Raw genomic sequence first — 18,780 nt, forward strand, 5'->3', positions numbered from 1 at the left:
AGTTAACCTAAAATCATACGACGTACTCGGTAATAATTACGAGCGATCAATTGCCTGCGCTTACTGCCAACTGGCGCATACTTATTTAGATAAGGCATAAGCTTTCTTTTGATTTTAGTCTGGAAAAAAATTTTATCGTTGTTTCCAGGCTGCGCCTGCGCGGAAGTACCATTTAAACGATCATAAACTTCTTTTTGCCATGGTGTATTATTTATGTAGGATATAAAATTATCAAAAAAATCAACGTGAGGCGTATCCCACGGTTTATTTTCACCGGCAAAATGTATCATTTTCGGATTTTTTCGTGATTTCAAAAAACCCATATAAGTTTCAAAATTTAAATTAGGGAAGAAATCATCAGTATTACCATTACCATGATAAACGTTCCACTCATTAGGTAAATAATGAACGCGCTCATAAAAAACCTTGTTCATTATGTCTTGATCAAGAAACCAGTAGTTTCGTGATTTCAATGCATGCATTAATTTACCGTAGGTATTCTCTTTCTGCATTTGAACAATGTTAAAAAGAATAATACCGGCCTGAAAATAGCGATGGGAATTCTTCATCTCAAGTACATTTTCAAGATACTCTCTTGCAACTAGATTTTTTGGCTCATCTATATGTGCAATAGCGCCAAATTTGACAAATCCCTCCATTACTATATCTCTAACGGCAGCGATTAAATTATCACCGAGATCAATGTGAACCAGTTCTGCTACATCGCTTTCAACAATAGTATCAGCATCAATGAATAAAACTTTTTCAAACTCTGAGAAAATAGAAGGGATGAATAATCTTGCATAAGTTGCAGCGCTAAAATGCGCTCTTGTGTAAACGCTTTTCATTTCGCTAAACGCATTCACATCAAAAAAGCGAATTGAGAAGTTCTTTTTCCCATTGATTAGCGAGCAAAAGCGAGATTTATTTCTCGTTGAAACACCATTTTCTAAAACAACAATGTCATAGTTATCATCAGGATGGCTATTTTTGATAATAGAATTAATTAATGCACCACCGCTTAATGAGTAGTTCTCATCAAAGCATATTACTACAGGAATATTTTTCTCTTGAAAAGCAGGCTTAAGCTTACCATTAAAAGTTTCTGTTTTAACAAAAGTCCGCTGAAGTTCCTTTTTCTTTAATGAAAAGTTTTTTTCCTTATGTATAAGGAAAATATTAAAAAGCCTTTCAGATATATGTCCTATAACTCTTTTTTCCTGCGCGCTATAATTACGCAATGCAAAATTTCTTTCAAGATCATTGAAGATATTGAAAAGCCATTCTGAATATTCCGAAAAAAGATCAGACCTCATCACAAACATATTTGTATAATAGCCGTCATGTGCGCTATTAAATGTTTTGACTGCGGAAGCATACTCTGGATAAAGATATAGAAGGCTATCGATCGCTGACTGATAATCTTCGATATGTAAATGCTGTGAAATTTTATAATGTTCGTAATTATTTTTACTACCGGCCTGCTTAACGCTCCATTTTTTTGGCAAAAGAATATCGTAATCAGCTATCGCCTCAACTATAACTTTTTCATTGAGACCAAATTTCTCTTCATATTCCGGTGAAATAACATCTTCATTAACCACACCCCATACGTCTTCTGGATAATTTTGATTATTTGAGAAGTTCAGATGGCGCCTGTAGTGCATGAAGCCCACATACTCAGATGAAAGGTCGTTCTTCCAGACCCAATACTGAGCGGTTAATTCACAATAAAAAGGGTTTTTAAAAGAGATATTGTCGCCCGTATTATCACCATCGCAACATATGTCGTTAAAGCTGTTTGCCTTACCAACATGAATAGGCTTAATGACTGGTGACGACAAAAAGGCACTAGGCTTATGATGGCTAGTATAAATTTTTATTTTTTCTTTATAAATACTCATTCGATGTTTCCTTACATTGAAGAACGATACTGTTGCAATACGCTAACGGCATTACCACTCGCTTTTAATCGATGGTTTTCAATCCAGATAACGCGATCGCAAATTTTTTCAATGTCACTGAGGTTATGGCTGACAAATAAAATTGTGACGCCTTTTGATTTAAACTTATTTATGGTTTCCATGCATTTTTTTTGAAATGCATAATCCCCTACAGCTAATACTTCATCAATAATAAGTATATCTGGATCAACTTGAGTAATAACTGAAAAGCCTAACTTAGCTAGCATACCGCTTGAGTAAACACGAATAGGCTCATCAATAAACTCACCTAACTCTGAAAACTCAATAATCTTTTCTAATCTTTCATTTAATTGTTTGCGGCGCAAGCCAAGCAGTGTTGCGTTGAGTCGAATATTTTCTCTTCCGGTAAGTTCTGGGTGAAATCCGCCCCCCAGCTCCAGCATGGATGCAACTCTTCCTTTCGTTGTTACAGTTCCGGCTGAAGGCTTTATGACACCAGCAACTAACCCAAGAGAAGTACTTTTACCGGCACCATTTCGCCCAATGAGTGCTACTGACTCACCTTTATTGACGGTAAAGCTTATATCTTCAATAGCCAGATAACTCCTGCCTGAAAGCAGGGTAAAAGCGCGCCTCGGGTTGAAAATTAACTCTTTTATACCCGAACCAATATGGTGATATAATGGATAACGTTTTGTTACCCCTTTGAATTCTATTGCGACTTCCATTATAAGATCTCAGCAAACCGAAACTTTAATTTATTAAATACCCAAGAGCCAATAAGAAGCGTAATGATGCCCATTCCATATAAAGAAAGAATTTTTTCATAATCAACATAACCATTCATAAATAATTCCCTCCAGCTCAAGACCATATCCGCTAAGGGATTGTATTTAATTAGCCATTGATATTTTTCAGGGATCATATCTCCGGCGTAGAGTATGGGTGTACAATAAAAAAGTAGCATGATACCTAAAGTAATAAACCTTTCTAAATCTCTGAAGAAGAGATTCAAAGTCGAAAGAAAAAGCGCAATACCATATGAAAAAATTAACTGCGCCAGGCCAATTAATGGTATTCCATATAACCAGTTCCAGTGTGGAGTCATATTATAGACCAAAAGGAAAACAATAATTACTGGAATGGTACATAAAAAGTGCAGGCACTCCATCATGACATTACTGAACGGGATAACCGAACGAGGGAAAACTGTTTTTTTAATGATCTGCGCATTAGCAATAAAAGAAAAAAGGGAATTTGATGTTGTACTTGCAAACCATTGCCATGGGAATAATCCTGTTATTATAAATATAGTATAGTTAGGAATCTGTACCCGCATGATAAGCTTAAATATGAAGTAATAAATCATAGCAAAAAGCAAAGGATTTGCTATTGACCATAAATATCCTAAAAAGCTACTTTTGTATCGAACCTTGAGCTCTTTCTCAGTGATAACTGTTACTAAATCAATGAGATAACCTAAACTAAACTTCATACTTTACGCTCTGTATTCTACTTTCAAAAATGATTAATTTATGTTCGGTTAAGTGCATTAAACATGCTACCGCCCCTGGCTTAACAGCTACCAGTAGACTACACACTAAGCCACGCTTTAAGTTCGTTTGATAATGTTTTATAAATGCTAATAAGTAACTATTAATTACTTATGGTAACTGTCGCAACTTCTTTTAAACAGCTGATATTAACATTTCCTTGTAGGACTTAAAAGCACGCAAGTTCATACGATTAATAATGCAAAAAGCCTGCTCTATGACAGGCTTTTGTATAAATTTTCAGTTATTTAAATCCGTTCGGATTCTTCGACTGCCAGTTCCACGTATCCCGCATCATCTCTTCAATGCCGCGCGACACGCGCCAGTCCAGCTCTTTGTCCGCCAGGCTCGCATCAGCCCAGAAGGCTGCCAGATCGCCATCGCGACGCGGTTTGATCTCATAAGGGATCTGCTTGCCAGAAGCTGCTTCAAACGCCTTGATCATCTCCAGCACTGAGTAACCCTTGCCCGCGCCGAGATTGTAAGCCTTGTAACCCTCTACCTTCGGCAGATGATCCAGCGCTTTCAGGTGCCCTTCCGCCAGGTCGACAACGTGAATGTAGTCGCGCTGACAGGTGCCGTCCGGCGTCGGGTAATCGCCGCCGAACACGCCGAGCTGCGGCAGACGGCCAATCGCCACCTGCGCGATATAGGGCAGCAGGTTATTGGGAATGCCGGTCGGGTCTTCACCGATCTCGCCAGACTCATGCGCGCCGACCGGGTTAAAGTAGCGCAGCGCGATGGCTTTGAATTTTGGTTCGGCAAAGGCGAAGTCGCGCATCACGAACTCAATCATCAGCTTGGAGGTGCCGTAAGGGCTGGTCGTGCCGCCAATCGGCGTGGTTTCCACATAGGGAACCGGCGCGTCGGCGCCATAAACGGTGGCGGATGAGCTGAAGATAAAGTCGTAAACGCCAGCGGCGCGCATCTCTTCCAGCAGCACGACAGTGCCAGCGACATTGTTGTCGTAATACTCCAGCGGCATGCGGGTTGACTCCCCTACCGCCTTCAGTGCGGCGAAATGGATAACCGCCGTGATCTCATTGCTGGCGAAAAGATCGCGCAGGCAGGCGCGGTCGCGGACATCGCCTTCGACAAAGATCGCCTTTTTCCCGGCCAGCTTCTCGACGCGATTGATCGCCTCGCGCGAGGCGTTGCACAGGTTATCCAGTACTACAACGTCGTCGCCGCGCTGCAATAACGCCAGCACCGTATGGGAGCCGATATATCCCGCCCCGCCCGTTACTAAAATAGCCATGTGTGCTCCTGTCAAAGCTGCCGCGTCGATGCGCGGCAAAACGTGAGAAAAGGTTATTTTGCCAGAATTTTCTCGATAGCGGCGCGGAATTCCTGTCCCATGCCGTTGCTGCGCAGGCCGTAAGAGACAAACGCCTGCATATAGCCAAGCTTACGACCACAGTCGAAGCTGCGACCCGTCAGCAGCGCGGCGTCAACAGGTTTCTTCTGGCTCAGGCTGGCGATAGCGTCGGTGAGCTGAATACGGCCCCATGCGCCCGGCTCGGTGCGCTCAAGCTCGCCCCAGATGTCAGCGGAGAGTACATAGCGGCCGACCGCAGCCAGATCGGAGTTAAGCGGCGCCGGCTCTTCCGGCTTCTCGACGAAATTGGTGATAGTGCTGACGTCGCCTGGGTTATCCAGCGGCTGCTCGGTGGTGATCACCGAATACTCCCTGAGATCGGAGGTCGGCATATGCTGCGCCAGCACCTGGCTATGGCCAGTCTCTTCAAAGCGCGCCACCATAGCGGCCAGATTATAGCGCAGGTGGTCGGCGGTGGAGTCGTCCAGCAGCACGTCCGGCAGCACAACTACAAAGGGGTTGTCGCCAATCATCGGGCGAGCGCACAGGATAGAGTGGCCCAGCCCCAGCGGTTGCGCCTGACGCACGTTCATAATGGTCACGCCCGGCGGGCAAATTGATTGCACTTCGCTCAGCAGCTGACGTTTAACGCGTGCCTCGAGCAGCGCTTCCAGCTCGTAAGTGGTATCGAAGTGGTTTTCTACCGCATTTTTGGAAGCATGAGTGACCAGCACAATCTCTTTGATGCCCGCTGCAACGCATTCATCAACGATATATTGAATCATCGGCTTATCAACGACAGGCAGCATCTCTTTAGGAATTGCTTTCGTCGCCGGGAGCATATGCATACCGAGACCCGCAACCGGGATTACTGCTTTAAGCTTGGTCATATTTTTTCCATTTCATGAAGTGAATACGTGTGGTCGATTATGCAGTCTCGGCCAGAACAGCAAGTATAATCTTTATCTGAAAATCTGACACTAAATGCCTGTCATCCCTTAGAAATTCATCTTTTTCCCACTGTTCAGACACGCCATAAAGTGAGTAAAGACAAGCGCTAACCTACGCGCTAAAACCCTCGTCAGGGTCGGTTGCTGATAACGCGCAATGCCAGGCTAAAAAAGAATCGGGCGGCACAACGGCCGCCCTGGATAATACCCATTGATTAGAGCCAGCGTTCGAACCACTCTGGCATAATGAACAGGTTGAAATGATTCACCAGCACAATCACCGCGATAAATAGCGCTGACACCGACACCCACTGTCGCGCATAGGGCATAAAGCGGATGCCGATAACCGGCTTAATAAAGAACGGATGCGCGAAGGCAGAGATTAATACCTGCGAGATCGAGAGCGTCAGCGCCACGTAGAGCACGTTTGGCCAGATAAAGGTGGTTGCCAGCACCGCCAGCACCACCAGACTCGCCACGATATTCCAGTAGAACTCGACGTTGGTGCGGCCGTTCGCCTGCGAAATAGCGCCGGTCAGGCCGCCCATCGGACGCAGCATGCCAAACAGCAACATCAGCGGGATCAGATGGTAAACCTGCTCGTGAGACGCGCCGTACAGCACGCGCACAATCACCGGCGAGAGAATCCCGATAGCGAGGTACATCGCGCTGCTGAAGAGCATGATAACGAAGGTGCCCTTCAGGAACAGCTTTTTGAGCTGCTCGGGATCCTGCTGTTTCTCCGCGAAGCGCGGCAGCGCCAGGCGGTTAATCACCGGCGATACCAGCTTGAGCGGCTGCAGGATCAGCTCTTTCGCCAGCGAATAGATGCCGAGCATCTCTGCGCCCATAACCTTACCGACGATCAGAGCGTCCGCCTGAGTGCGCAGCTGGTTGATGGTCTGCGAGCCAAGCTGATAGATGCCGTAACGCACCGCGCTGATAAAGGTGGCTTTATCAAACTCCCAGGTGGGCCGCCACGCCTTTTCGCCGAAGGCGATCATGCAGAGAATGCGGGTGAAGGCATTGATAAACAGCCCAAGGATCGCCGCCGCCACCGTCAGCGATGTAAAGCAGAGCATCGCCACGGTACAGGCAAAAGCAAAGAGTTTGGTAGCCATCTCAATTTTGGCGAGCAACACCATACGTTTGGTTTTGATGTAGTGCGCCTGATACTGCGACAGGTGACCCAGCACGAGGAAGTTGAGGCTGGTCAGCATAATCAGCCCCACCAGCTCCGGCAGATGGTAGAACCAGGCGACCGGATACGCGATGCCGAGCAGGATCAAGCCGGTCACCAGGCTCAGCGAAACGTTAACCCAGTAAATAGTGCTCTGCTCGCGCCGGGTGATCTCCTGACGATGCACGAGATAGCTGCTCATCCCCATATCCTGCAACACGGTGGCGACCGCCAGAATGGCGTTAATAATCGCCAGCAGCCCCAGCTCGTGCGCTTCCAGCTTGCGCGCCAGCACGCTGAGCTGCAATACCTGCAGCAGCGCGGCGAAACAGGTACTGCCAAACAGCCATACCGCCTGTTTTTTCAGTCCGCTCACGCCAGCTGCTCCAGCAGCCGCGCCAGTTCTCCATAGGCGATATGCTGGTTGAACTCCGTTTCGACCTTATGTCGCGCCGCCGCCACCACCGGCGCCACGTCGATATCGCCCTGCGACAGCCTGAACAGCGTATCGGCCAGCGCCTCGGCGTCATCTTCCGGCACCAGCCAGCCTGAAACGTTGTTCTCAATCAGCTCAGGAATGCCGCTGTGGAAGGTAGAAACCACCGGCAAGCCCACCGCCATCGCCTCCATCAGCGCCACCGGTATTCCCTCCATATCGCCATCGGCGGCGGTTTTGGAGGGCAGCAGGAAGATATCCGCTTCGCTCAGGGCGGCGCGGATCTCCTCCTGCGGCTTAAAGCCCGGCATGCTGACGCAATCTTCCAGCCCGGCGTTGGCGATATGCTCGCGCATCATCGCATCCTGATCGCCGTTGCCGATAATGGTGAACTCAAACTGACCGCCACGCTGTTTCAGCAGCTCGCTGGCCTTCACCGCAACGTCGAGCCCCTTCTTCTCAGTGAGACGCGCCACGGAGACGATGCGCAGCGGCGAGTGAAACGCCTTGCGCGGCTTGAAGTTAAACTTCTCCGGCTCGATGCCCATGCGCGTGACGTGGATCTTCTCCGGCGGGCAGCCCATCTCAATCAGCTTGCGCTCCCAAAGATGACTGATCGGCAGCAGCAGCTCACTCTGTTCGAACAGATTGACGTAATCCTGCTTGTGCTCTTCCAGAATATGGCGGCGTGAAATATCCGCGCCGTGAAACACCGTCGCCTGCTTGCCGATCAGCACGCCCAGCTCACGCAGCTTATTCGCCAGCGCGCCCGCGTAGCCGAAATGAACGAGAAACACGTCGGCGGTATAGGGCTGGCGGGTATTCGCCACGATAGAGGGCAGCAGCAGCTTGCTGGACTGCGCGCCGTAGCGGCGTACGTTAAGCGAGCGGATCAGCGCGGGCTTCGCCACTTTCGGCAGCACCAGCTTCAGGCGCTGGTTGAGCTTGTCGATATTTGAGACTTTCTCTTCCGGCAGCAGATAGTGCGTGCGCGCCGCCAGCTGATATTCGTCAAAGGCCGCATGACGGTTCACCAGATCGCCGGGAAATACCGAGATGATCTCTACGTCATAGCCAGCGTCAATAAAATGGGTCACCTGGTTCAGCACGAAGGTCTCAGAGGCGACCGGGAAACGCATGGTGAAAAAAGTGAGTTTCATAGCATTACCCCAATACGTTGAGGATCTCTTCTGTGATCCGGTTACCGACTTCGCGCTCGTGCGCAACCGCCGTATCGACCTGCTGTTTAATGGCGTCATAATTCGCCAGCACGTCTTTGACTTTATCGATCAGCGAGCCGTCCATCAGGCTCTGCACGTCGGTCGCCATCTGTGGCAGGCCGAGCTGATTCATTACGCCCATCGACTTGTGTTCATAGTTGATAGCGACGGCAGGCGTGCCGAAGTTCATTGAAATAATGGCGGAGTGCAGGCGCGTGCCGATGGTGAGGTAGCAGTGGCTCAGCAGGATGCCCAGCTCCAGGTCGTTAAACTCATCCATAATGACATGGTAATGCTCCGGGCGCTCGATGCTGTCGCGCAGCGTCAGCGCCACCATGCGGTCATCTTTGGCGTAGCTGTCGATGCCGGTGCAGGTCGAGAAGGCGACCACCTGATAACCTTCGGCGATCATCGCGTTGATTACGCGGCCAAAAGCGGCTTCATACTCTTTCTGCGTCACGCCAAGACGCTTGTCGAACGGCGCCAGTTCGCGCACGGTAATCGCGATAGTTTTGCGGCTGCTGATAATATTTTGCCAGTGCAGCAGGTTGTGGCTCGGCTTTTCGACGCTGCGCGCGCGCACCAGAAAGGCGGTATCGACGCCCGGCGCGACCTTGCGCGTGGTGACGCCATCCTTTTTCATCAGATCGAGGCTGACCGATTCGCGCAGCACCAGGCTGTCAACCCGGTCAAAGACGAAGTTCGCCAGCGTGTTTACGCGTGGATTTTGAAAGGGGCCGACCGAGTGGCCGATCAAATAGAGAGGCTTCTTCGCCATCAGGGCGCAGAGCGCATGATCGAACTGCGTTACGCCGTAGAGATCGACGAAGAACGAGCCGCCGACCTGAATAATGGCGTCGTACTGCTTCAGGCTGTCGGTAAAGGCTTCCAGATGCGCCGGTACGGCGAAGGATTTAAACAGGCCGCCTTTTCCCAGATGCGCCATCATAATGTTCGGCATCAGCTGGTTGGCGACCTTGCGCTTTACCTTTCCAATCAATCCTTTAGCTGGCTTACTGTTGTGCAGAAACAGCGAATCCTGCTGAATGTCTTGCTGGAGCAAATAACCAGAGCTCGTTGGGTAACGGCTGATCACATCAATCTCTATGTCACTGCGGGCGGCATGTATCGAATCGATCAGCCCGCGGAGAATCGCGCCATCCCCGCGATTCCCACACGTATGGTTACCCACCAGTAAAATTTTCATTAAAAACTCCGAGAAATTTCTTTTTAATTTTTCCCCGACCTTTAGGTCTGCGATGCGCCGGGTAAACAAGCCGCCCTGTCCTGACGGGCAAAAGTAAACTCTGTGTTTAAAAAAATAACCAATATGCAATGTAAAAAAGCTCCAAAGGATGCTGCTCGCGCCCTTCCCTGGGCGCGGTACGTCAAACTAATCTTTCAAGGCGAAATAGGGTACGGCGCACTGTTCACCGTTAATCACCATTGAGATAAAGCCTTTCGGCTGGCTGGTATCGACCTGCTCGGCGCTGAGCGCGCGCGACGCCAGCAGCAGATCGCCCTGCTCATTGCCGCCGATGCCCGCTTTACCGTTGTGCAGGCTAAAGCGCTGCGGCGCGGCCTTGTTGCCGGACGGCGGCGTGCCTTGCACCATACGCGCGTCGACGCGCGCGCAGCGGCCGGTGGCGAAGCGATCGCGGGCGGTGCTTTTTATCAGCACCACGGCGGACGGCGTCCAGCCCGCCAGCTTGACGAAAATACGCGCGTCGGTGTCGTGCGGCGCAAGGTAGCGCACCTCCAGCACCGGCGAGCTGCCCTCCGCCGACCAGCTCGCTTCCGCCCCGCTCTTTTTGCGCTGCACGTGGATCACCGCGCGGCCGCCAGTGGTGCGGTCTTTCAGCGGGTTCATCAGCGGCTGGCTGGTGCTGCCGTTGCTGAAGTCGGCCTGGCCGAAGATTTCGATCTCCCAGCTGTCGCCGACGTCGGGCGAATAGAGCGTGCCCAGATCAAACCAGGTCTGCTGGTTGCTGTTGTTCACCAGCCGCCAGCGCGAGGTGAGATAGTTGTACTTCAGGCTGCCGTCGGTGGCGATGCCGTAGGACTCGACCCGCGTCGATCCCATCTCCCAGGCGCTGAGCAGGCGCTCGCCCTGCGCGGAGTTGTCGATCCAGCTGCCGGACTGCAGGCTGGTCTGGCGCATATTCAGGCGTGAGTTATGGGCGATCAGCGGATTTTTACAATCTTCAATGCTCAGGGCGTCGACGATCCACTGGCCGTTAGAGATATCGCCCGGGTAGTCGCAGTGTTCGATCCAGCCGTTATGAATAATCGACTGGCCGCAGCGCGGCAGGTTCAGCACTTTGGCGCCGCGACAGTTTTGCGCGTTAAAGTTAGAGAGCTCGATGGCGGTGCTGTGGTCCCAGGCGCCCTGTTTGCGGCCTGACCAGCCCGATTTGATAACGTCGCCGGTGCAGCGCGAGGCGTACCACTGGTCGATTTTACAGTCCAGCGTATCCTGCAGGCTTAGCGACACGCCGCCGACCCGGCTGAAGCGCAGGCAGGCGCCGCGGAAGAACTGTCCGCCTTCGCATTTGTTACTGAAAAAACCCTGAGTATTGGGGCGCTTATCAGTGTTGCCGTTGAAGATCAGGTTGGAAAGCTCGACCCAGCGCGCGTCGACCTTAAAGACGAAGTCGGACTGGCCGTCAGAGACGATGGTGGTTGCGGGGAAGTAGCCGAAGTTTACCATCGCGCCAGAGAGGCGGAAAAAGCGGCGCCCCTGCTGCGAGAAATCGATGGCGGAGACAAAAAAAGTGCCCGCGGGAAACTGCACGCAGATCGGCTGATCCGCCTGTTCCGACCACTGATACATCGCCTTGATGGCGGGCGCGGTGTCGGTTTTGCCGTCGGCGATGGCACCGAAGTCAAACAGCGAAAGCCGGTTAAAATCGTCTACAACGCGACGCCAGGAAAAGCCTTCACCGGCAAAGTTGACGCCGCCGTCGTCGCGAACCGTCTGGAAGCTGCCGATAAACTCGCCGCCGCCTACTTCCCGTCCTTCATGCCAGCTTTTCAGCTTGATCTTCGCCCCTTCAAACAGCGGGCGGGTTTTGCGCAGCTCCCCAACCGAGGCGATTTCGCCAATCAGCTGATAGCCATCCGGCTGCGCCAGACGCTGGCTGAACGCGGCCTGGCCCGGTCGGCTGACGTCGGGCATGTTAAACAGCGTGTTGCCGTCGTTATCCTTCACCGTCATTGAGTGGGTCGGATCGGCGATCAGCGCGGCGTTACCCTGGACAAAGCGCGCGAAACTGCCCTTATTGAGCGCAATCGGCTGAGTGATTTGCGCCAGCTTGCCGCTGGCGTCGCGCAGAAAGACCGGGATCTGGTTACCGGCCTGGCTGGCGTCGCTGCCCGCTTTGCCGATCCAGAGCTGGCCTTCAAAGTTCTGCCAGAACTGCGGCGGCATGGCGTAGAGGTTTTCCGGCGTCAGAATCGGCACGTCGCCCTTCGGCACTGCCGACGGGTCTACCGTTTTCAGGGCGACGCCGCTGTTTTTTGCCGCATGGCTGGAAAACGCACTGACGGAGAGTGCGGCAACAATGGAGGAGGCTGCGGTCTGCAAGACTTCTCTTCTTTTCATGCATCTAATCCCGTAGTCGATGGGGCCGCGCAATGGGCCATAACAGTGTTCCCTGAGGCACGTTGCAATCAGGTCCTTCCCTTGCCGCCGTTAAACCAGCGCCAGCCAGCTCTGTTTGATCTGCTTACCGTCGAATTTCAGCGCGGTAATTTTTGTTTTTTGACTCATGGCATAGAAGAGCGCGTCGTCGCTGGCGAGCTGATCCATACGCGCCAGGAAGGTCGCTTTGTCGTTCATCGGCACCAGGAAGCCATCTTCGCCCTGGTTGATAATCTCTTGCGGGCCGGTCGGGCAGTCATAGGCCACCACCGGCAGCGACCAGGATTTAGCTTCCAGCAATACCAGCGGCAGCCCTTCGTAGCGCGAGGTCATCAGCGCCATATCGCTGTCGCGGTAGTAGTCATTGATATTGCTGACGCGGCCGACAAAGTTAACGCTGCCGCTGATGCCGAGCGCCGCCGCCTGATCCTCCAGCTGCTGGCGCAGCTCGCCGTCGCCAGCGATGACCAGCGTCCATTCCGGATGGGTTTGCGCGAAGTCGCGCCAGATATCCAGCAGCAGATCGAACCCTTTCTGGTGATCGAGGCGGCCGACCGCCAGCGCCTGACGGCTGCGCGTCTTGCGTTCAAAAGATTTAAAGACCACCGGGTTAGGGATTTGCTTGCTCGGAATGCGCCAGCGGGAAAAGACCTGATGGTCTTTATCGGTCAGGACGATGACCTGATCGTAGTAGCGCAGCAGCAGGTACTTGAGGAGTTTGATCGGCTTGCTGAAGGAGTTGATGGCGATATGTTCGCAGGCATAGGCTTTAAAGCGTTTCTTCTTGCCGGAGAGCAGGCTCCAGAAAGCGAACATCACGCTCAGGCGTCCCATGCTGATGAGAAATACGCTGTCGACCTCTTCGCTGTGAATACGCTTCACGATGCTTTTGATCGGATTGCTGTGTCCCTCAAAGCTGACGATATTTTTGACATGCTCAAAGGGATAGAAGGTTTTACCGCTGCCTTCCAGCGAGTAGATGGTGACGTCATGCGTTTCGCCCAGACACTCGGACATAAAGTTACAGATGTTCTCAGTGCCGGCGTACGAATAGGCATCTTTGATCACCAGGACGATTTTTTTCATTTAACGCTACCCACCTCAAAAGAGTAAAAAGACAATCCGGTTATCGATGCTTGAGGGTAAACAGCACGCCGTTCACCATATACCAGCCGTAATAGTAATAGATTTTTAAAGGATTGTTTTTATAGATAATTCTTAATAATTCCAGGTGCCATTTAGCCGCTTTATTCTTGTTGCGCGACAGGGAATCGCCCAGTTCGTAATAGTTAACGAGAATGCTCTGGATCACGCGCGCCTGTTTGTAACGGGTGAAGAGTTCATAGAGAAACAAGAAGTCTTCGTGCCCTTTGCGCTGGAAGAAAATACCCTGCGGCGGACGGCGGAAGCAGACAGAAGAGAAGCAGACGCGATACTGCTTCTTCACAAAGCTCTCCTGTTGCAGAAAGGGTTTGCTGTAGGTGATGTCGTGATCGGCGTTTTTGGTTTTATAGTGATATTCGGTGATCACAAAATCATCGCCCGCAGCGATAGCCGCGGCCTGCTGCGCCAGTTTGTCGACGTGCCATTCATCGTCGCTGTCGAGGAAGGCAATAATCTCCTCTTTCGCCGCGCGCAGCCCGACGTTGCGGGTCTCCGCCGCGCCGAGGTTTACCTCATTGTCGAGAATGGTAATGCGCGGATCGTTACAGTGCTCGCGCACCAGCGCCAGCGAATCATCGGTAGATTTGTCGTTGATCAGGTAAAGATGCCAGTCTGGCCAGGTCTGGTTCATCACCGACTGCACTGCGCGTAAAACCGTCTGACGTGCGTTATACATCGGCATCACAATGCCTACGGTGCCAACATGATTCGTCATATTCATACCTGAATAAAAAAGTATCGTTCCGGGAAAACGCTCCCGCGTCGGGGAGCAAGAAAGAGTCAGGAAACCGCTTTTTCACCGCCCAGCCGCGCCCTTAGCTTGTCTTTCACGCGGTTAAGGAAATAGGCCCGGTTGTCTTTATTGGTGAGAAAGAAGTAGCGCGCGAAGGTCAGGCTCGCCATCAGCGACTTGCCGTCCATTTTGTAACGCAGCGGCAGCTTGAAAGCCTTGTAGGTGTCGATATCGCGCGAGGTCAGATGCGGCTTCATGGCATCCAGCCAGAAAAGCGAATATTTCACCGATTCGCCTTTATGCTTGGATCCAAATTTCGTGACCAGATGGTAGGTGGCGAGCGGACGCGCGATCATGACAAATTCATAGCCGAGACGATCGGCGCGAATGCAGAAGTCATAATCCTGATGGCGGATATAGCGCGTATCGAACTGGATGCGCGCGGCGTCTTCGCGCTTCAGCACGATGGTGCTGGTCTGGATAAAGCCGTAGCAGCCGAACAGATACTCCGCCACGGTTTCGTTTTTACCCGGCGTCTGCATCGGCATGACCTTCAGGAAAGTGCCGTCCTGATAGATGTTAACCTGGCTGTAGATAACGAATTTGCTTTTGCCCTGCGCTTCCAGCTCCGCAATTTTGCGGCTGGTCTCCAGAAGCTTGTCGGCGTGCCATTCATCGTCAGCGTCGAGAAAGCTGATATAGTCGCCCGTCGCCAGCTCGATCCCCTTGTTGCGCGCGCCTGCGCCGTTCAGTTTCACCTCAGAGAGCACCAGATTGATGCCCAGATCCTGATAGCGCTCGCTGTTGACTACCTCCGCCAGCGCCGCCGCATCGGCGGATTTGTCGTCAACGATAATCACTTCGAAATTGCGATAGCTCTGCGCCTTGACGCAGTCCAGCGTCGCGACAATCGACTGCGACGCGTTATACGCGGGTATTACAATGGAGAAACGAATGTCCTTCATGCCAGTACCTCTTAAAAACAGGGCTGAAATCTATAAAAAACGGACTGCGTACCGCGCGGCGGCGGCGGACGCAGTCCCGTCAATCAGTAAGGGTTACCGGAGCGATAACTGACCAGGTCGTATTCCTCTTTAACTAATGGAATAGTCTAAAGCCCTGAGCGACTTCGTAGCCGACCACGGCCTGCTTAAGAGAAATCGTGTTGTAGTAGAGATAATACAAAAGGAAAAAAGCAAACATGGCAAACATAGCTGGTTTCAATACGGGCCTGACCTGGTAGATCAGAAGGGAGATGATCACCGGCTCCACCTGCAACAGGTAGTTAGAGAGACGCGCACCTGATGAATAGTTATAAAAGAAGATACGAATAGCGCCGCCGATGGCAAACGTCAGAACCAACAGATAATTGAGGCGATACTGCTGGGGGTTATACTTTTTGATCTCATTGCTCAGCATGAAATAGACAAAAATAAACACCAGCATTACGTTTTTCAGGTTGGAGATTGAAAAGACGCCCCCTTCGGCTCCTGTGGCGTACTGGTTATTGTAGTTTTCAGCCCTTTCTCCTATCGCACCCAGATGTGTCGAAATAAGCGAAACAAAGCTGGTCCCGCCAACTTTGGAAGCGGGAACGCTCAGCACGATAATTGCCACCGGCCACCAACGAGAGTCGCGGATAAACAGGAAAGGTACAATCGAGACCACCATCACTGCGGTATTATGGCTTAAAAATGACAGAACGGTGAAACCTAACGCCATCCAGTAGCGTTTCAGATAGATATACCAGATAACCCCGAGAAACAGCGCCGAGCTGAGGCCGAAGCGGATCTGGTTCATATCTTTGTTGATAAAGATATGCGCCGAGTAGAGCGCCAGCGCCACAATTGGATAGGGCGACATCTTCTTAAAGAAGACCGCGTTTATCGCCACCGCCAGCAGGCAGAAAATAAACAGGAAAATATCGGCGTTGTGTGAAAACAGCGTAGTCAGATACGCCAGAATGAAAATCAGCGGTTCATAGCGGAAAAACGCCACCGTATTGGCAAAGCCGTTGACCTGAATACGGTTGATAAAATCGGCGAAAAAGCTGCGGTACTGATAATCATCCATGCCGGTGCCGAGACCGCGGATACCGCCGAACACCACCAGCGTTGCTGCGGCGATGCAGAGCAGATAAGTCAGGATGTGCGTAGTGCGTTCGTCTTTTTTCAGCAGGATTTCTACGATCGAAATCAGCAGCAGAAACCCTGATATATACCAATATGGAGCCATGGTGTGATTCCTTAATTCCACACGTTGCCAGCCCGACAGGCATTTACGCCCTGGCGCGAAGCTGCGCCTGAAAGCGTCTGCCGGTTGCTGAACCATTCTGTTATGGGCGCCCGCCCGGTTATGCGTGTTATGCGTGGCGTCTGGCGCGAAACACAGAATCACCTGTGTACATCGTTGCGTGTCGTCTTTAAGCGACGATAAAAAGGGGCGGTTACACCGCCCCGTTAATCGTCAAAGTTTAGCTTTTGGTCGGCTTGCCATATTCGTAGTCGTAATAGTCGTAGCCATAACCGTACGAGTTAGCCGCCTTACGCACCACGGCGTTGAGGATCACGCCCTTAATCTCGATGCCGTTCTGCGCGAAGCGCTTGAAGCTGACGTCGATCTCTTTAGTGGTGTTGGTTTCAAAGCGCGCCACCATCAGCGAGGTGCCAGCCAGTTTGCCGATAATTGAGGCATCGGTTACGGCCAGAATCGGCGGCGTATCGATCAGCACCAGGTCGTAGTTCTTGCTCGCCCAGTCCAGCAGCTCGCCCATACGGCGGTGCATCAGCAGCTCCGACGGGTTCGGCGGCACCTGGCCGCGCGGCAGGAAGTCAAAGCCATAAGGACCGCGCTGAATCAGCGCCGGGCTGAACTCGGTTTTACCCGACAGCACGTTAGAGAGACCAGACCGGTTCTCCGCGCCGATCAGCTCATGGGTATAGCCACGACGCATATCGCCATCGATGAACAGCACGCGCTGACCCGCTTTCGCTACCAGCGTCGCCAGGTTGGCGCAGATAAAGGTTTTACCAATGCCAGGGCTCGCGCCGGTGATCATCAGGATATTGTTCTTCGCTTCCATCATGGCGAAGTGCAGGCTGGTACGCAGGCTACGGATCGCTTCGATAGAGAGGTCAGTCGGGTTGCCCAATGCCAGCAGCGTTTCGTGCGGATCGGTTTTCACTTTATGACCGCGACGCGCCAGCGCTTCGGTATCCTTCTTACGCTGCCACTCAGACAGCGGCACGCTGGCATAGACGTTCATGCCCAGCTCTTCCAGCTGTTCCGGGTTCTCGATACCGTGATGCAGCATCGCTTTCAGCAGCACCAGGCCCACAGAGACAATCAGACCCAGCAGCAGGCTGGCGGCGATGATCAGCGCTTTCTTCGGCGCGACCGGCGCGTTGGCCGTTTCCGCGTTATCGATGATGCGCACGTCGCCGACGGTGCTGGCTTTACTGATGCCCAGCTCCTGCTGACGGTTCAGCAGCTGCATGTAGATTTCCTGACCTGACTGTACGTCACGCGTCAGGCGCAGGATCTCTTGCTGCGTCTGCGGCATCTGGGAAATTTTCTTGTTCAGCTGCGCCTGTTCGCCTTCCAGCGTTTTGCGTTTTTCCAGCAGCGCGCGGTAGGTCGGGTGATCTTTAGTGAACAGCTGCGATACTTCTGCTTCGCGGAAGGTCAGCTCGTTCAGCTGGCTCTGCACGCTGACGGAGGAGTCGAGCGCCGATTTCGCTTCCAGCGACATATCCACTGATTCGTTCTGGCGGCGGAAGGTGTTCAGCTTGTTCTCAGCGTCGTCCAGCTTGGCGCGCACCTGCGGCAGCTGGTTGCGCAGAAACTCGAGGCTCTTCTCAGCCTGCTCAGATTTGCGCTCAACGTTTTGCAGCAGATAGTTGTTGACGATCTGGTTCAGCACCTTGCTGATGTGGTCAGGATCTTCACCCAGATACTGCAGGCCCAGCACGCCGGTGTCTTTGCCTTTGTCAGCGACGGTGAGGTTCGCCAGCACTGAGTTAATCGCCTGCAGCTCGTTCAGTTTAGTAACGGTAAAGCTGGTGCCTTTGTCCGCCTGAATGTCGCTGACCAGCATGGTGATTTCGCCGTGCTGCTCAAGACGCCCTACCTGGCCTTTAAACAGCTCGTCGCCATCTTTACTTACGGTATAGGTGGTTGGGCCGGTCACTTCCAGCTCAACGCTGCGCTTGTCAACGGTGCGCGGGATCTCCAGACGCGAGATAGCAAGCTGCGCCGGTTTGTTGCCCATCAGGCGCGACAGCCCTTTCCCGATAACCGGAAAATATTTCTGCTCGACGACGGTATCCAGACCGAGATCGCTCACGGTCTTACCGATCACCATACGTGATTCCAGGATCTGAATCTCCGTATCGGATTCCGGCGTCGCCGGCATGATGCTTTGCAGATCGGAGAGCACGGTGCTGGTGTTTTTCTGCTCCACCTGCACCATAGCGTCGGCGCTGTAAATCGGTGTGGCAAACAGTGTGTAGAGCGTTCCCACCAGCATAAAGAAGGCGGTTACGGCGACAATGATCCAGCGGTGATCGATCAGCTGGCCCAAAAGGTGGCCAAGATCGAATCCCGTCGACTCCTCTCTTGGCGCGGTCATAACCTTATTTTTAATATTCATGGATAAT

The 18,780-nt window shown here is 52.1% G+C and carries 14 protein-coding genes; all 14 read right to left on the minus strand.

The window, feature by feature from the left end; all coding sequences use genetic code 11:
• Positions 1-2: 2 nt before the first annotated feature.
• The gene (locus MHZ89_RS08075) at positions 3-1,904 is read right to left on the minus strand and encodes a DUF4422 domain-containing protein (protein WP_311782576.1); all 1,902 of its coding nucleotides are present in this window, start codon (positions 1,902-1,904) and stop codon (positions 3-5) included.
• Between the two features lie 11 nt (positions 1,905-1,915).
• Positions 1,916-2,653 carry an ABC transporter ATP-binding protein gene (locus MHZ89_RS08080; RefSeq protein ID WP_311782577.1) on the minus strand — a complete coding sequence of 246 codons (738 nt, stop codon included), beginning with the start codon at positions 2,651-2,653 and terminating at the stop codon, positions 1,916-1,918.
• Positions 2,653-3,420, minus strand: a complete 768-nt coding sequence (locus MHZ89_RS08085) for an ABC transporter permease (RefSeq protein WP_311782578.1) — start codon at positions 3,418-3,420, stop codon at positions 2,653-2,655. Before MHZ89_RS08085 ends, MHZ89_RS08080 begins: the two co-directional genes overlap by 1 nt.
• 302 nt (positions 3,421-3,722) lie before the next feature.
• Positions 3,723-4,736, minus strand: a complete 1,014-nt coding sequence (gene galE, locus MHZ89_RS08090; RefSeq protein WP_311782579.1) for a UDP-glucose 4-epimerase GalE — start codon at positions 4,734-4,736, stop codon at positions 3,723-3,725.
• A 53-nt stretch (positions 4,737-4,789) separates the two neighbouring features.
• The gene (gene galF, locus MHZ89_RS08095) at positions 4,790-5,686 is read right to left on the minus strand and encodes a UTP--glucose-1-phosphate uridylyltransferase GalF (RefSeq protein WP_311782580.1); all 897 of its coding nucleotides are present in this window, start codon (positions 5,684-5,686) and stop codon (positions 4,790-4,792) included.
• Between the two features lie 275 nt (positions 5,687-5,961).
• Positions 5,962-7,302, minus strand: coding sequence for a lipopolysaccharide biosynthesis protein (locus MHZ89_RS08100; RefSeq protein WP_311782581.1), 1,341 nt, complete (start codon positions 7,300-7,302; stop codon positions 5,962-5,964).
• On the minus strand, positions 7,299-8,522 hold the full coding sequence (locus tag MHZ89_RS08105) for a glycosyltransferase (protein WP_311782582.1): 1,224 nt from the start codon (positions 8,520-8,522) through the stop codon (positions 7,299-7,301). Before MHZ89_RS08105 ends, MHZ89_RS08100 begins: the two co-directional genes overlap by 4 nt.
• Before the next feature lie 4 nt (positions 8,523-8,526).
• Positions 8,527-9,789: a colanic acid biosynthesis pyruvyl transferase WcaK gene (gene wcaK, locus MHZ89_RS08110; protein WP_311782583.1), complete on the minus strand. Its 1,263-nt coding sequence runs from the start codon at positions 9,787-9,789 to the stop codon at positions 8,527-8,529.
• 186 nt (positions 9,790-9,975) lie between these two features.
• Positions 9,976-12,186, minus strand: a complete 2,211-nt coding sequence (locus MHZ89_RS08115) for a phage tailspike protein (protein ID WP_311782584.1) — start codon at positions 12,184-12,186, stop codon at positions 9,976-9,978.
• Between the two features lie 90 nt (positions 12,187-12,276).
• Entirely contained in the window at positions 12,277-13,311 is a 1,035-nt protein-coding gene (locus tag MHZ89_RS08120) for a glycosyltransferase (RefSeq protein ID WP_271152892.1), read from the minus strand.
• A 40-nt stretch (positions 13,312-13,351) separates the two neighbouring features.
• Entirely contained in the window at positions 13,352-14,104 is a 753-nt protein-coding gene (locus MHZ89_RS08125; protein WP_120454182.1) for a glycosyltransferase family 2 protein, read from the minus strand.
• Positions 14,105-14,169: 65 nt separating this feature from the next.
• Positions 14,170-15,087, minus strand: coding sequence for a glycosyltransferase family 2 protein (locus MHZ89_RS08130; protein ID WP_311782585.1), 918 nt, complete (start codon positions 15,085-15,087; stop codon positions 14,170-14,172).
• Positions 15,088-15,220: 133 nt separating this feature from the next.
• Positions 15,221-16,357 (minus strand): EpsG family protein, encoded by a 1,137-nt coding sequence (locus MHZ89_RS08135; protein WP_311782586.1) that lies wholly within the window; start codon positions 16,355-16,357, stop codon positions 15,221-15,223.
• Positions 16,358-16,595: 238 nt separating this feature from the next.
• Positions 16,596-18,773 carry a tyrosine-protein kinase Wzc gene (gene wzc / locus MHZ89_RS08140; RefSeq protein WP_311782587.1) on the minus strand — a complete coding sequence of 726 codons (2,178 nt, stop codon included), beginning with the start codon at positions 18,771-18,773 and terminating at the stop codon, positions 16,596-16,598.
• Positions 18,774-18,780 lie beyond the last annotated feature (7 nt).

This window comes from Pantoea sp. ACRSB (assembly GCF_022346905.1).
In the GTDB taxonomy this organism is placed as follows: Bacteria; Pseudomonadota; Gammaproteobacteria; order Enterobacterales; family Enterobacteriaceae; genus Pantoea; species Pantoea piersonii.

Bases quoted from the DNA above. Each gene is read 5' to 3' on its own strand.
- MHZ89_RS08120 (WP_271152892.1), bottom strand. From the start codon at position 13,311: ATGAAAAAAATCGTCCTGGTGATCAAAGATGCCTATTCGTACGCCGGC.
- MHZ89_RS08075 (WP_311782576.1), bottom strand. From the start codon at position 1,904: ATGAGTATTTATAAAGAAAAAATAAAAATTTATACTAGCCATCATAAG.
- MHZ89_RS08085 (WP_311782578.1), bottom strand. From the start codon at position 3,420: ATGAAGTTTAGTTTAGGTTATCTCATTGATTTAGTAACAGTTATCACT.
- wcaK (WP_311782583.1), bottom strand. From the start codon at position 9,789: ATGAAAATTTTACTGGTGGGTAACCATACGTGTGGGAATCGCGGGGAT.
- galF (WP_311782580.1), bottom strand. From the start codon at position 5,686: ATGACCAAGCTTAAAGCAGTAATCCCGGTTGCGGGTCTCGGTATGCAT.
- MHZ89_RS08130 (WP_311782585.1), bottom strand. From the start codon at position 15,087: ATGAAGGACATTCGTTTCTCCATTGTAATACCCGCGTATAACGCGTCG.
- MHZ89_RS08080 (WP_311782577.1), bottom strand. From the start codon at position 2,653: ATGGAAGTCGCAATAGAATTCAAAGGGGTAACAAAACGTTATCCATTA.
- MHZ89_RS08105 (WP_311782582.1), bottom strand. From the start codon at position 8,522: ATGAAACTCACTTTTTTCACCATGCGTTTCCCGGTCGCCTCTGAGACC.
- MHZ89_RS08115 (WP_311782584.1), bottom strand. From the start codon at position 12,186: ATGAAAAGAAGAGAAGTCTTGCAGACCGCAGCCTCCTCCATTGTTGCC.
- MHZ89_RS08125 (WP_120454182.1), bottom strand. From the start codon at position 14,104: ATGACGAATCATGTTGGCACCGTAGGCATTGTGATGCCGATGTATAAC.
- wzc (WP_311782587.1), bottom strand. From the start codon at position 18,773: ATGAATATTAAAAATAAGGTTATGACCGCGCCAAGAGAGGAGTCGACG.
- MHZ89_RS08135 (WP_311782586.1), bottom strand. From the start codon at position 16,357: ATGGCTCCATATTGGTATATATCAGGGTTTCTGCTGCTGATTTCGATC.
- galE (WP_311782579.1), bottom strand. From the start codon at position 4,736: ATGGCTATTTTAGTAACGGGCGGGGCGGGATATATCGGCTCCCATACG.